13 protein-coding genes are annotated in these 13,012 nt (G+C 74.1%); 5 read left to right on the forward strand and 8 right to left on the reverse strand.

What is annotated here, in order from left to right; all coding sequences use genetic code 11:
- Positions 1–57 precede the first annotated feature (57 nt).
- Positions 58–1,704: an AMP-binding protein gene (locus ACFY0I_RS05430; RefSeq protein ID WP_388890470.1), complete on the forward strand. Its 1,647-nt coding sequence runs from the start codon at positions 58–60 to the stop codon at positions 1,702–1,704.
- Positions 1,705–1,720: 16 nt separating this feature from the next.
- Here ACFY0I_RS05430 and ACFY0I_RS05435 read toward each other — a convergent pair whose 3' ends face one another.
- The 3 genes from ACFY0I_RS05435 to ACFY0I_RS05445 are packed head-to-tail and all read right to left on the reverse strand — an operon-like array spanning position 1,721 to position 3,386.
- The gene (locus ACFY0I_RS05435) at positions 1,721–2,695 is read right to left on the reverse strand and encodes an NAD(P)-dependent alcohol dehydrogenase (RefSeq protein ID WP_388890472.1); all 975 of its coding nucleotides are present in this window, start codon (positions 2,693–2,695) and stop codon (positions 1,721–1,723) included.
- A complete protein-coding gene (locus tag ACFY0I_RS05440) occupies positions 2,692–2,970 on the reverse strand; it encodes a helix-turn-helix transcriptional regulator (protein ID WP_388890474.1) in 279 nt (92 codons plus the stop codon). The genes ACFY0I_RS05435 and ACFY0I_RS05440 overlap by 4 nt, the downstream gene beginning before the upstream one ends.
- On the reverse strand, positions 2,964–3,386 hold the full coding sequence (locus ACFY0I_RS05445) for a hypothetical protein (RefSeq protein WP_388890476.1): 423 nt from the start codon (positions 3,384–3,386) through the stop codon (positions 2,964–2,966). Before ACFY0I_RS05445 ends, ACFY0I_RS05440 begins: the two co-directional genes overlap by 7 nt.
- A gap of 145 nt (positions 3,387–3,531) precedes the next feature.
- Between ACFY0I_RS05445 and ACFY0I_RS05450 the strand changes: the two genes are divergently transcribed.
- Positions 3,532–5,205, forward strand: a complete 1,674-nt coding sequence (locus tag ACFY0I_RS05450) for a PucR family transcriptional regulator ligand-binding domain-containing protein (RefSeq protein WP_388890478.1) — start codon at positions 3,532–3,534, stop codon at positions 5,203–5,205.
- 45 nt (positions 5,206–5,250) lie between these two features.
- Here the strand turns inward: ACFY0I_RS05450 and ACFY0I_RS05455 are convergent, their stop codons facing one another.
- Both ACFY0I_RS05455 and ACFY0I_RS05460 read right to left on the reverse strand, forming a co-directional pair.
- A complete protein-coding gene (locus tag ACFY0I_RS05455) occupies positions 5,251–6,516 on the reverse strand; it encodes a cation:proton antiporter (RefSeq protein ID WP_388890481.1) in 1,266 nt (421 codons plus the stop codon).
- Positions 6,517–6,523: 7 nt separating this feature from the next.
- Positions 6,524–6,994: a cation:proton antiporter regulatory subunit gene (locus ACFY0I_RS05460; protein ID WP_281209480.1), complete on the reverse strand. Its 471-nt coding sequence runs from the start codon at positions 6,992–6,994 to the stop codon at positions 6,524–6,526.
- Positions 6,995–7,262: 268 nt separating this feature from the next.
- On the opposite strand from ACFY0I_RS05460, the gene ACFY0I_RS05465 reads away from it, so the two are divergent.
- A complete protein-coding gene (locus tag ACFY0I_RS05465; protein ID WP_388890691.1) occupies positions 7,263–7,529 on the forward strand; it encodes a UBP-type zinc finger domain-containing protein in 267 nt (88 codons plus the stop codon).
- 6 nt (positions 7,530–7,535) lie between these two features.
- Here the strand turns inward: ACFY0I_RS05465 and ACFY0I_RS05470 are convergent, their stop codons facing one another.
- The 3 genes from ACFY0I_RS05470 to ACFY0I_RS05480 all read right to left on the reverse strand — a co-directional run bounded on the left by ACFY0I_RS05470 (position 7,536) and on the right by ACFY0I_RS05480 (position 10,878).
- Positions 7,536–8,777 (reverse strand): NAD(P)/FAD-dependent oxidoreductase, encoded by a 1,242-nt coding sequence (locus ACFY0I_RS05470; RefSeq protein WP_388890484.1) that lies wholly within the window; start codon positions 8,775–8,777, stop codon positions 7,536–7,538.
- 110 nt (positions 8,778–8,887) lie between these two features.
- Complete coding sequence (locus tag ACFY0I_RS05475) at positions 8,888–9,607, reverse strand: alpha/beta fold hydrolase (protein WP_388890486.1); 720 nt, start codon at positions 9,605–9,607, stop codon at positions 8,888–8,890.
- A complete protein-coding gene (locus tag ACFY0I_RS05480; RefSeq protein ID WP_388890489.1) occupies positions 9,604–10,878 on the reverse strand; it encodes a class I SAM-dependent methyltransferase in 1,275 nt (424 codons plus the stop codon). The genes ACFY0I_RS05475 and ACFY0I_RS05480 overlap by 4 nt, the downstream gene beginning before the upstream one ends.
- A gap of 390 nt (positions 10,879–11,268) precedes the next feature.
- Between ACFY0I_RS05480 and ACFY0I_RS05485 the strand changes: the two genes are divergently transcribed.
- Together ACFY0I_RS05485 and ACFY0I_RS05490 are read left to right on the forward strand one after the other, a co-directional pair.
- Entirely contained in the window at positions 11,269–11,685 is a 417-nt protein-coding gene (locus ACFY0I_RS05485) for a YciI family protein (RefSeq protein ID WP_388890492.1), read from the forward strand.
- Positions 11,682–12,968, forward strand: a complete 1,287-nt coding sequence (locus ACFY0I_RS05490) for an RNA polymerase sigma factor (protein WP_388890494.1) — start codon at positions 11,682–11,684, stop codon at positions 12,966–12,968. Before ACFY0I_RS05485 ends, ACFY0I_RS05490 begins: the two co-directional genes overlap by 4 nt.
- Positions 12,969–13,012 lie beyond the last annotated feature (44 nt).

Raw genomic sequence — 13,012 nt, forward strand, 5'->3', positions numbered from 1 at the left:
GTCGCCCGTCCGCTGCCGCCACCACCGCGGCGGCGGCGGTGAGTCCAGGAGGTACGTGTGTCCGTCGCGTCGAGTTGTGCGTCCGGAAGCGTGGAGGTTCCACTGCTGGACGAGACGATCGGGGACAACCTCGACCGTACGGTGCGCGCGCATCCTGAGCGCGACGCCCTCGTCGACGTGGCCGCCGGCCGCACGTGGACGTACGCGGAGCTGGCGGCCGACGTGGACGCCCTCGCCCTCGGGCTGCTGGACCTGGGCATCGTCAAGGGCGACCGGGTCGGCATCTGGTCCCCCAACCGCGCCGAGTGGACGCTGGTCCAGTACGCCACCGCGAAGATCGGGGCGATCCTCGTCACCGTCAACCCCGCTTACCGCTCGCACGAGTTGGAGTACGTCCTGGGCCAGTCGGGGATCCGACTGCTGGTCGCGGCGGAACGCTTCAAGTCCTCCGACTACGCGGCGATGATCGAGGAGGTGCGCTCCCGCCGCGCCGGGTTGGAGTTCGTCGCCCTGCTGGACGGACCCTTGTGGCACTCGCTGTTCGCCCGGGGGCGAACGGCCGATCGGGCCGCGCTGGTCCGGGCGCAGGCCGCCCTGAACCCGGACGATCCGATCAACATCCAGTACACCTCGGGCACCACGGGCTTCCCGAAGGGCGCCACGCTCTCGCACCGCAACATCCTCAACAACGGTTTCTTCGTCGGGGAGTCCTGCGGCTACACCGAGCAGGACCGGGTCTGCGTCCCGGTGCCCTTCTACCACTGTTTCGGCATGGTCATGGGAAACCTCGCCTGCACCAGCCACGGTGCGGCGATGGTGATCCCCGCACCCGCCTTCGACCCGGTGGCCACCCTGGCGGCGGTCGAGGCGCAGCGGTGCACCTCCCTGTACGGGGTGCCCACCATGTTCATCGCGGAACTGGCCGCCCCGGGCTTCGAGGGGTACGACCTGTCGAGCCTGCGGACCGGCATCATGGCCGGCTCGCCCTGCCCGGTCGAGGTGATGAACGAGGTCATCGAGCGGATGGGGATGACGGAGGTGTCGATCTGCTACGGAATGACGGAGACCTCCCCGGTGTCCACGCAGACCCGGGCGGACGATCCGGTGGAGCGCCGGGTCTCCACGGTGGGCCGGGTAGGCCCGCACCTGGAGGTCAAGGTGATCGATCCCGACACCGGCCGGGTGGTGCCGCGCGGGACTCCGGGCGAGCTGTGCACGCGGGGCTACTCGGTCATGCTCGGCTACTGGGGCGAGCCGGAGAAGACGGCCGAGGCCGTGGACCCGGAGGGCTGGATGCACACCGGGGACCTGGCGGTCATGGACGGGGAGGGCTACCTCGCCATCACCGGCCGGATCAAGGACATGGTGATCCGGGGCGGCGAGAACCTCTACCCGCGCGAGATCGAGGAGTTCCTGCACTCCCACCCGGACGTGCTGGACGTCCAGGTGATCGGTGTGCCCGACCCCAAGTACGGTGAGGAGCTGATGGCCTGGGTGCGGATGCGCGAGGGGGCCGAGCCGCTGACAGCGGACGCCGTCCGCGCGTACTGCCACGGACGGCTGGCCCACTTCAAGATCCCGCGCTACGTGCACGTCGTGGACGAGTTCCCGATGACCGTCACCGGGAAGATCCGCAAGGTGGAGATGCGCGCGGCGGCGGCCCGCCTGCTCGACGGTCCGGGGCACGACGGGCGGCAACAGTAGCGGGGGCGGGCCCGCGTCACACCCGGATGACGACCTTGCCCCGTACCCGACCTGCCCGCAGCTGCGTTATCGCGTCCGGAACCTCGGCCAGGGCGTACGTCCGGTCGACGGCCGGGACGAGCGCGCCCGAGTCGATGAACTCGGCCAGGGCGAGCAGATCGTCCGCGCGGACCGCGGACGCGAGGGCCCGCAGGCGGTGCCGTACGAAGGGGGACAGCAGCAGGGCCCGCAGTTGGCGGTCGTTGCCGCCGATCCAGCGGCCCTCGCTCTCGCCGCCGACGATGACGAGGGTGCCGCGCGGGGCGAGCGCCCTGCGCAGGCTCCGCAGCGGGCGGTTCCCGGCGATGTCGAGGACGAGGTCGTAGCGCCGGGCGCCGTCGACGGGATCCTCGGTGGCGTAGTCGACGGTGTCGTCGGCGCCGAGCGAGCGGACCAGGTCCGCCTTGCCGGCGCTGCACACCCCGGTGACGTGGCCGGCCCCGAGGGCCTTGGCGAGTTGCACGGCGTACGATCCGACGCCGCCCGCCGCCCCGATGACCAGGACGCTCCCGCCGGGTCGGAGGCGGCCGGTGCCGCGCAGCGCCTGGAGGGCCGAGACGGCCGACACCGGTACGGCGGCCGCCTGTTCGGGGGTGAGTCCTGCGGGCCTGGGGGCGAGGCGGTCCTCCTTGGCACAGGCGTACTCCGCGAACGAGCCGTCGCAGATGCCGTACACCTCGTCGCCCGGGCCGAAGCGGGTGACGCCGGGACCGACGGCCTCGACCCGGCCCGCGACGTCCAGGCCTCGGACCCGGTTCCTGGGTTTGCGCAGACCGAAGCCGGCGGCGCGGATCAGGTGGGGCCGGCCGGTCATCAGGTGCCAGACGCCCTGGTCGACGCCGGCGGCGTGCACCCGCAGGAGCACCTCGCCCCGACCGGGCACGGGCCGGGGCACGTCCTCCAGGCGCAGCACCTCGGGCGGCCCGTAGACGTCCTGGACGATCGCTCTCATGGGGTTCCTCCCTCGTCACCCGAAGGTGCGGGCGTGGCGGGCGTGTCGGGCGTGGTGGAACCGCCCGCGTACTGGAAGACGCTGTCGAGCGGGAGGCCGAACACCGCGGCGATCTGGAAGGCCATCTCCAGGGAGGGCGAGTAGCGGCCCTGCTCGATGGCGATGACCGTCTGCCGGCTGACGCCGATGCGGCGCGCGAGTTCGGCCTGGGTCATCTCGCCGTGGGCGAAGCGCCGGGCCCGGATGGTGTTGGTGACCCTCGTCGGCTTCACCACGGGTGGAATCCGAACCGGTAGGAGACGATCTTGACCGTGGAGCCGAGGGCCGACGACAGGACGAAGGCCAGGTAGATCGCGTTGGCGATCCAGAAGGGCGCGGCCTCGACCATCGCCAGCAGGAGTCCGGCGACCGCGCCGATCACGACGAACGACTGGCCGACGTACTCGCCGAACCGGTGGATCTCCCGGTCCCGCCGGTCCTTGGTGTTGTCCTCCGCGGAGGCGAAGGCCGCCACCGCGACGTGCCCCGCGACGGAGGCGGCGATCGACAGCCCGACCGTCCACAACAGGGCGGCCGCGTAGGGCGCTTGATCCAGCGCCACCCCGGCGGGGCGCTCCAGTACGCACCACAGGTACACCGCGTACGAGGTCACCGCGACCACCAGCATGATCCAGGCACGTTTCTCTTCCACCGCCACTGCCACCACCACCGCTCATGTCAAGAAAACCAGACACGTGGAGTGTCAAGGACTCACGACATCGTGTCAAGCTTTCTTTACCTCGCCCACCATGTGGTCCGCACCGGGGCCGCGGGCGGGGTCATGACAGGCTGGGGCCATGCAGTTGCGCGATGTGATCTCGTCCCGGCTCCTTCGGCTCGTCGACGACGGTCGGGGTGGCCGGGACGGTCGGGACGGCGGTGACGCGCTCGACCGGCCCGTGCACCGCACGGTGACCATCGACCTGCCGGACCCGCGGCGGTTCGTCTCTCCCGGCGACCTCGTGCTGACCGGGCTGATTTGGCTACGGCAGGATCCCGAGCGCACCGACGCCTTCGTGCGGATCCTCGTGGAGGCCGGCGCCGCCGCACTGGGCGCGGGCGAGGCCGAGTTCGGGCACGTGCCCAGCGCGTTGGAGGAGGCCTGCACCCGGCACGGACTGCCGCTGCTGGCGATCGGCGTGGACGTCTCCTTCACCTCCATCGCCGAGTTCGTCGCCCGCCGGCAGGCCGGGGCGCGGCTCGGGAACCTGGCGGCGCTGGTGGACCGACACCGGCGACTGACGGCGACCGGCCGCACGGGCGGCGGGGCCGAGGCCCTCCTCGAACTGCTGCTGTCCGAACTGGACCTGCGTGCCCACCTGCTGTCCCCGACCGGCCGACTGGTCGCGGGCACCCGACCGGCCCTGGCCGAGGAGACGGCGACGGCCCTCGCCGGCCGGTTCCTGACCGCCGAGCGGACCACAAGGCGGGCCCCGCACCGCACGACGGTCCGTGCCGCGCCCTACTCGCTGTTCCCCGTACGGTCCGCTCCGGCGGCCTCGGCCGCGCCGACCGACTGGCTGGTGGCGGTCGAGGCGGACAGCGGCGACTGGCCCGGCGAACACATCGACCTCGTGGAACGGCTGGCCGCCCTCATGGCGGTGGAACGCGCCGGCCGGTACGCCGACCGCGCCCCCGGGCGGAGGGCCGCGGGGCGGCTGCTCGGCGCGTTGGAGTCCCCCGCGGGGGGCGGTGTGGCAGCGGCGACGGAGGCCGCGGCCCGTCTGGCCACGACCCTGACCGCGGCGAACGGGCCCGACGAGGCGGTCCGCTGGCAACCGGTGACGGCCCGGCTGGACACCCCGACGGGCGGAGCTCCCGTGGCCGAGCTGCTGGAGGAGGTACTGCTGCACCCGCGCTGCCTGGGGCCCGACGCCGCGCACCGGATCGCGGTGGCGGCGGCCGGGGACGCGGGCGAGGCGGTGGCCTTCGTCCTCCTGGCGCGGGGCGGGGGGCTGACGTCCGGGGCCGTACGGCACGTGGCGGGCGGGGCGTTACCCCTCGCGCTGCGGGACGGTGAGCGGTTGAGCTTCGGGCTCGGCGACCCGGTCGAGGAGGCGGCCGACCTGCGGCACGCCCTGGCGGAGGCACGCCACGCCCGCCGGGTGGCGGCGGCGCCGGGTACGGCGGGGACCGGGCCGGGATCGTCCGTCGGCGTGTGCGGCCCCGCCGACATGGCCTCGCACGTGATGTCCCTGCTGCCGCTGATCCCGGCGGAGGCCCGGCGGGCGTTCAGCCGCCGGCTGCTGTCCCCGCTCCTCGAGTACGACCGCCGCCACCACAGTGACCTGGTCCCCACGCTGCGGTCCTTCCTGGACCACGACGGCTCCTGGGCCCGGTGCGGGGAGGCGCTGCACCTGCACGTGAACTCGCTGCGCTACCGGATCACCCGCATCGAGTCGCTGACGGGCCGCAACCTGACCCGCCTGGAGGACAAGATGGACTTCGCCGCGGCGCTGCGCATGCAGTGACACGGGCCCGCCCGGAGCCGTACGCGGGCCCCGGGCGGGCCGGGCTCAGGCGCGACCGGCCGGGTCCTGGTCCTGGACCGGAAGCCGGTCCGGCACCGTCTCCGGGGACTTCGCCGGTGAGGGCACCGCGGCGAGCACGGGCGGGGCGGGCGGCGTGCGGCGCCCGGTGAGCCATACCGCCACGGGCTGGGTCCAGCGGGCGGTGAGCGGTCCGATGACCACCAGGAGCAGGACGTAGGCGGTGGCGAGCGGCCCCAGCGCGGGTTCGATCCCGGCGGTGACGGCGAGGCCCGCGATGACGATGGAGAACTCGCCGCGGGCGACGAGCGTACCCCCGGCCCGCCAGCGCCCGTTGACCCCGACGCCGGCCCGCTTGGCGGCCCAGTAGCCGGTGGCGATCTTCGTCAGTGCGGTCACCACGGCGAGCGCGAGCGCCGGCAGCAGCACGGGCGGGATGCTCGCGGGGTCCGTGTGCAGGCCGAAGAAGACGAAGAACACGGCGGCGAAGAGGTCCCGCAGCGGGCTGAGCAGGGTGTGCGTGCCCTCGGCGACCTCACCGGAGAGGGCGATGCCGACGAGGAAGGCTCCGACGGCGGCGGAGACCTGGAGCTGCTGGGCGACGCCGGCGACCAGCAGGGTCAGACCGAGGACGACGAGGAGGAGCTTCTCCGGGTCGTCACTGGAGACGAAGCGGGAGATGACCCGGCCGTAGCGGACGGCGACGAACAGGACGGCGCCCGCGACGCCGAGGGCGATGGCCAGGGTCAGGCTGCCCGCGGCGAGGCCGACGCCCGCGAGGAGCGCGGTGACGATCGGCAGGTAGACGGCCATGGCCAGGTCTTCGAGCACCAGGATGCTGAGGATGACCGGCGTCTCGCGGTTGCCGAGCCGCCCCAGGTCCCCCATCACCTTGGCGATGACCCCGGAGGACGAGATCCAGGTGACCCCCGCCAGCACGACGGCGGCGACCGGCCCCCAGCCCATCAGCAGCGCGGCGACCGCGCCGGGTACGGCGTTGAGGGTGAAGTCGACGAGACCCGCGGGGTACTGGGTCTTGAGGTTCGACACCAGATCGCTGGCGGTGTACTCGAGACCCAGCATGAGGAGGAGCAGGATGACGCCGATCTCGGCGCCGATGGCGACGAACTCCTCGCTCGCGCCCAGCGGCAGGAGCCCACCGGTGCCGAAGGCGAGGCCCGCGAGCAGGTAGAGGGGGATCGGGGAGAAGTGGAAGCGGCCGGCGAGTCTGCCCAGCAGACCCAGGCCGAGGATGATCGCACCGAATTCGATCAGGAAGACTGCTGAATGCACGTGCGGATCACTCCCGTCCGAGTATCGAGGCGGCCGCGTCGACGCCCTCGCGGGTGCCGATCACGATGAGGGTGTCGCCGCCCGCGAGGCGGAAGTCCGGCGCGGGCGAGGGACGGGCCTCGGCGCGGCGCAGAACGGCGACGACGGACACGCCCGTCTCGGTCCGCATCCGGGTCTCGCCGAGCACCCGGCCGTTCCAGTGCGAGTGCGCCGACAGTTCGATGCGTTCGGCGACCAGGCCCAAGTCGGTGGTGTGCAGCAGGTTCGGGCTGTGGTGCGCGGGCATCAGGGCGTCGATCAGGGACGTGGTCTCCGCCCCCGTCAGGTGCAGGGACTGCGCGCACGCGTCGGGGTCGTCGGCCCGGTACACGTTCACCGTCCGGGTCCCGTCCCGGTGCGCGATCACCGACAGGTGCCGGTGTTCCCGGGTGGTGAGGTCGTACTGCACGCCGATGCCGGGCAGCGGTGTCGTGCTCATCCGTGGAGCAGGCACAGCCCATCCCCCTCAATCTCGTTCTTTGCGATGGTGGTGTGGCGCGCGGCGGATTCAGGCAGGTGATCCGGCGCGGCAAGACCACATGTTGCCACCTGCGAACGAGTCGGGGATATGGGTGTCATGACGGATGGACACGGGCCCGAACGGCGGCGAGGATGGGGCGGGGGCCTGTCGCACGAAGGGAGCCGGCGTGACGCGCTGGACCGTCGCCCATGACGCGGGCAGGCCCGAGGGACGCGAGTGCGGGCACCTGGACGCGGCGGGCGGGGCCGAACCTCCCGCGCTCGGCGACGGCTGCGCCGGGTGCCTGGAGACCGGTCGGCCGTGGGTGCACCTGCGGCTGTGCCTGACCTGCGGTCACGTCGGCTGTTGCGACAGCTCCTCCGGGAAGCACGCCGCGTCGCACGCCGCCGCGTCGGGCCACCCGCTGGCCCGTTCCGTCGAGGACGGCGAGGCGTGGGCCTGGTGCTACGAGGACGAGGTGTTCCTCGTCCCGGCGGCCGGTCGGCGGGACTGAGACCGCTCAGGCGCGGGCGTGCAGCACCTCGCGCGCGGCCCGGGCGCCGGAGGCCAGGGCGCCCTGGAGCGAGCCGGTCGCCCGGTGGTCGCCGCACAGGTGGAGGCCGTCGGCGAGGCGGGTGGGACGGCTGAGGGGCCACGGCGGGAGCATGACGGGCAGCGCCCCCTCCACCGTGACGGCGGCGACCGGCTCCCACCCGCCCGTGTCCGTCCCGTAGGCCTCGGTCAGCGCCGCCAGCAGGTCCGCGGGGGCTTCGGGGGCGCCCGCGCCGAGGACCGATGTGGACACGAGGGCCCGGCCGTCGCTCGCGTAGGACGGGGCCACCTCGGTCAGCACGCAGCTGTTGAGGAACCTCCGGCGGGCGTCGAGCAGCAGGGTCGGTTCCTTCAGCGGGGACGTGGCGCAGGCGTGGTAGTACGTGGTCACCGTGCGGGTGGCGACGGCGGGGCGCCCGGGGAGCAGGCGGGACGCGGTGGCCGGGTCGGTGGCGACGACGACGGTGTCGGCCTCGCGGGTGGAGCCGTCGGTCAGGACCACTCCCCCGTCGGCGAGGGCGGCGACGGGGGTTCCCAGTTCCAGCCGGCCGGCGGGGACGGCCTCGGCGAGTTGCCGCGGCACCGCGCCGATGCCCGCGTCGGGCAGCGCCTGGGTGCCGCGCAGGAAGCTGCGCCAGATCATGTGGAACACCCGGCTGGAGGTCTCCATGCGGTCCTCGAGGAACACGCCGGCCAGGAAGGGGGTCAGCACCTCCTCGGTCAGAGGGGTCGGCAGGCCCCAGGAGCGCAGGGCCTCGCGCGTGCCGGTCTCCGGCAGCCGCTTGAGGAGCGGGGCCGGCAGCAGCAGGCCCGCCGCGCCGAGCGCGCCCGCGCCGGCGGCGCCCGCCGGGGACAGCCGACCGTCGCGCAGCAGGCCGAGGGCGTCGCCGGGACGCCGGGTCGGATCCGCGAAGCGGACGCGTCCCCGATCGGTGTGGACGAGCATCCCGGGGGTGAACGGGTGCAGCCGCAGGGCGCGCAGGTCCAGGCGGCGTTTGACCTGGGGGTAGGAGGTGTTGAACACCTGGAAGCCCCGGTCCAGGCGGAACCCGTCGCGTACGTCGGTCCGCATCCGGCCGCCCACCCGGTCGGACGCCTCCAGCAGCGACACGTCGACCCCGGCGCGGGCGAGGTCCGCGGCGCAGGCCAGGCCCGCCGCCCCGGCGCCGATCACGATGACGGAGCGGTTTCCTCCACGGGTGCCGCGCATGGGCCGCCGTCCTTTCCGGTCCCTACGGCTGCTGCTGTCACTGCCCCTTCGGCCCGCGGACGTCGGGCGGATGCACCCTCGGTACGCGGCCGGTACCGGGCGACGCCGGCTCAGCGCCCGGTGGCGGGCATGGGGCCGAGGCCGAGGAGCGCGAGGGCGGCGGCGGTGGCGGTCCGGTGCCAGGTACGGGCGTCGCGGAGCATGGCGTGGCTCCCGTACGGCATGGCGATGCCCTCGGCCCGTACGCCGCCGGCGCGGGCTCGACGCAGGTACTCCCAGGAGTCCTCGGCGCGGGTGACCCGGTCCTGTTCGTCGTGGAGCAGGACGATCGGGGTGCCCCGGAGGTGGTCCACCGGCTCGCCGGGCGGACACCAGGGAGCGAGGCCGACGACGCCCCGGACGTCGGGCTCGTCGGCCACCCGGAGCGCGGCGCGGGCGCCCATCGAGTGCCCGATCAGCACGACGGGTATCGGCCCGGCGGTGCGACGCAGTTCCGACAGGGCCCGCCGGGCGTCCCGGACGGGATCCGCCCGGTCGCCGTTCCAACCCCGGTGTCGGTAGCGGACGTCGGCCACCAGGACCCGGTCCGCCCGGGTGGCGCGCAGGACGGAGGCGGCGAAGGGCCGCATGCGGAGCCTCGGCAGGCCGGCCCGCGGGGGCGGCGCCAGTCCTTCCGCCCGGCCGCCGTGGAGCAGCAGGACGGCGCAGGCGGCCCGCTGCGGCGCCCGCCGGACGCTCAGCGCATCGGCCGACGCACCGGCCTCATCGCTCTCACGGGCCCCGCGCGCCTCCCGGGCGGGCCCGGCGGGGCGGCCGGTCACGGGACTCACCGGGCCCCTTCGGCGAGGAGCAGTTGGCGGACGTCGAGGTAGCGCGCCCGGAACCCGGCTTCGGAGTAGGCGAGGTACAGCTCCCACATGCGGCGGAACGTACGGTCGAACCCGAGGTCGGCGACTTCGTCGGTGCGGGCGATGAACCGTTCCCGCCACAGGCGCAGCGTCTCCGCGTAGTGGTCGCCGTAGCCCTCGTCGGAGACGATGCCGAGGCCCGCGCGGCCGGCGTGTTCCTCGATGGCGCGCCGGGAGGGGATCAGTCCGCCGGGGAAGACGTACTTGCTGATCCAGGTGTGGGTGCGGTCGGTGAGGAGCATCCGGTCGTGCGGCATGGTGATGGACTGGAGGGCGATCCGGCCGCCCGGGGCGAGGGCGTCGCGCAGGGAGCGGAAGTAGACGGGCCAGTAGTCGGCGCCGACGGCCTCGATCATCTCCACGCTGACGACGGAGTCGTACGTGCCCCGCACCTCGCGGTAGTCCTGTAGCCGCACGGTGACCCGGTCCGACAGCCCGGCTTCGGCGATCCGCCGCACGGCCAGGTCCCGTTGTTCGGCGGAGAGGGTGAGCGTCACGACGTCGGCGCCGCGTGCGGCGGCGCGCATCGCGAGTTCGCCCCAGCCCGTGCCGATCTCCAGGACCCGCCGGTCCGGGCCGACGCCGGCGAGGTCGAGGAGCCGGTCGATCTTCCGGTGCTGCGCCGCCTCCAGGATCTCGGGGCGGGCGGGGAAGGCGGTGAACACGGCGGAGGAGTAGCTCATCGACGGGTCGAGGAAGAGTTCGAAGAGCTCGTTCGACAGGTCGTAGTGGTGCTGGATGTTCTCCCGGGCGCCTTCCGGGGTGCCTCGTTGCGCGTCCGGCCTGCGCCGCACCCAGGCGGCGCGCAGCCGGCGCAACGGGGCGGGGACGAGCTCGTCCACGTGGGCGGCGAGGACGGTGAGGACGCCGGGCAGGTCGGCGGCGTCCCATTCGCCGGCCATGTACGACTCGCCGAAGCCGATGAGCCCGTGGGCGGCGATCCGGCGGAAGAAGGCGTCCGGATCGTGCACGGTGAGCTCGGGCCCGTTGCCCGACGGCGCGAGGTCACCGAGGCGCACGCGCAGCGGGAGGCGGGCGAAGGCGCGCCGAAGGAGGTGGCGGGCGATGGCCGTGTGGCCGAGCGGAGGTTCCGGGCAGCGCACCACGTCGGGCCAGGACCGGGGGTCGGCCGGTATGCGCAGGCGGGGAACGGACTGGTCCTCACGCGTGGCACGGGGCGTCGAGAGGGTCACGGAGTGGGGCCTTCCGGTCGCTGCGTTCCGCACCGGGCCGCTGTGTGTCGTGCCGCCCGGCAGCGGCCTGTCACCCTGTGCTTCGCGGCCGGCGCGGATTTGGATGGGTCGGGTTTCGCCCGGCGCGGCGCTTCCCACCCCCCGAGCCCCGGAGCATGCCGCTTTTGAGCCGTTCCGTACCCTCCGAAGCCGTCCGCCCCGCATCCCGCGACAGGAATTTTCCGACCCGTCGCAGCGCCCGGACCTGCGGTGACGTACCCGATCCCGGTTCCGGACGGCGGGTCGTCGCGCGCGGCACCGGGCCGCGTGTCGAAATGGGAGCCACGGCTCCGACGTCCCCCGTGAGAGGCCACCGCGGAGGCGGCCCACGATCAGGAGGAGTGGCACCCCATGAAGTACATGTTGATGGTCCTCGGCAACCAGGCCGACTACGACGCCATGGGCGGCAAGGGCAGCGCCGGCAACCCGGCCTGGTCCGAGGCGGACGTCAAGGCGATGTTCGCCCACATGAACGCGCTGAACGACGACCTCGCCGAGTCGGGCGAGTGGGTCGACGGCCAGGGCCTCGCCGAACCGCGCCGGGCCCGGTTGGTGAGCGCCGGCGCCGACGGCTCGCCGGTCGTGTCCGACGGTCCGTACGGGGAGACGAAGGAGGTGCTCGCCGGCTACTGGATCGTCGACGTCGCCGATTTCGCGCGGGCCGCGGAGATCGCCGCGCGCGCCTACGCCTGCCCCGTCCCCGAGGGCGCGCCGAACTACCCGGTCGTCGTCCAGCCGGTCGACGAGGGCGCGGGGACCGAGATGTGACGACGGGCCCCGTCCCCGAGGACCTGCGGCGCCGTACGGCGCCGCAGGTCCTCGGGGCGCTCGTGCGCCGCTACGGCCACTTCGACCTCGCCGAGGACGCCGTGCAGGAGGCGCTGCTGGCCGCCGCCCGGCAGTGGCCGCGGGAAGGGCGGCCCGACAATCCGCGCGGCTGGCTGATCCGGGTCGCCTCCCGCCGGCTGACGGACCTGCTCCGCGGCGAGGAGGCGCGCAGGCGCCGCGAGGAGTCGGCCGCCGCGCTGACCCCGCGCGACGAGTTCCTCGCCCCGCCGCCGGGCGAGGCCCGCGCCCCGGCCGAGGACGACACCCTGAAGCTGCTGTTCCTGTGCTGCCGCGCCGACCTGGGCCCGGCCGCCCGGATCGCGCTGACGCTGCGCGCCGTGGGCGGTCTGACCACCGCCGAGATCGGCCGGGCGCTCCTGGTCCCGGAGGCCACGGTGGCACAGCGGATCAGCCGGGCGAAGCGGCGGATCCGGTCCGCGGGGGCTCCCTTCGGCATGCCGGACGAGGACGACCGCGCCGAGCGCCTCGGGGACGTCCTCCAGGTGCTCTACCTGATCTTCAACGAGGGCTACACCGCCACCTCGGGCCGTGAACTGCGGCGCGCCGCCCTCGCCGCCGAGGCGATCCGTCTCACCCGGGCCGTCCACGCCCTGCTGCCCGCCGACGGGGAGGTGGCGGGGCTGCTGGCCCTGATGCTGCTCGCCGACGCGCGCCGGGAGGCCCGGACGACGCCGGACGGCAGCCTGGTCCCGCTCGCCGAGCAGGACCGCGGTCGGTGGGACGGGGCGGCGATCGCCGAGGGCGTCGCCCTGGTCAGCGGCGCCCTGACCCGGGCGCCGCTCGGCCCGTACCAGGTGCGGGCCGCCATCGCGGCCGTCCACGACGAGGCCGCCGGCGACGAGGACACCGACTGGGCGGACATCCTCGGCCTGTACGAGGTACTGATCCGGCTGGTGCCCGGGCCGGCGGAACAGCTGGGCCACGTGGTGGCCGTGGCCATGGTCCACGGCCCGGCCCGGGCCCTCGTCCTGCTCGGCGACCTGGAGCGGGACGAACACCTCGCGGGCCACCACCGCCTGGAAGCCGTACGGGCCCACCTGCTGGAGCGGGCCGGCGACCCGGTGGCGGCCCGCGCCGCCTACACCAGGGCCGCCGAGCTGACCCTCAGTCTCCCCGAGCGCCGCTACCTGCGGTCCCGGGCCGCCCGACTGGGCGCGGACCCCGGTGGGGACGCCAACGACCGGGCGGGGGCGTCCGCATGACGGACACGAACCTCGGCTGTCGTACCCTCCGCCTACTCTTGATC

Source organism: Streptomyces sp. NPDC001568, from assembly GCF_042893755.1.
Classification (GTDB): domain Bacteria; phylum Actinomycetota; class Actinomycetes; order Streptomycetales; family Streptomycetaceae; genus Streptomyces.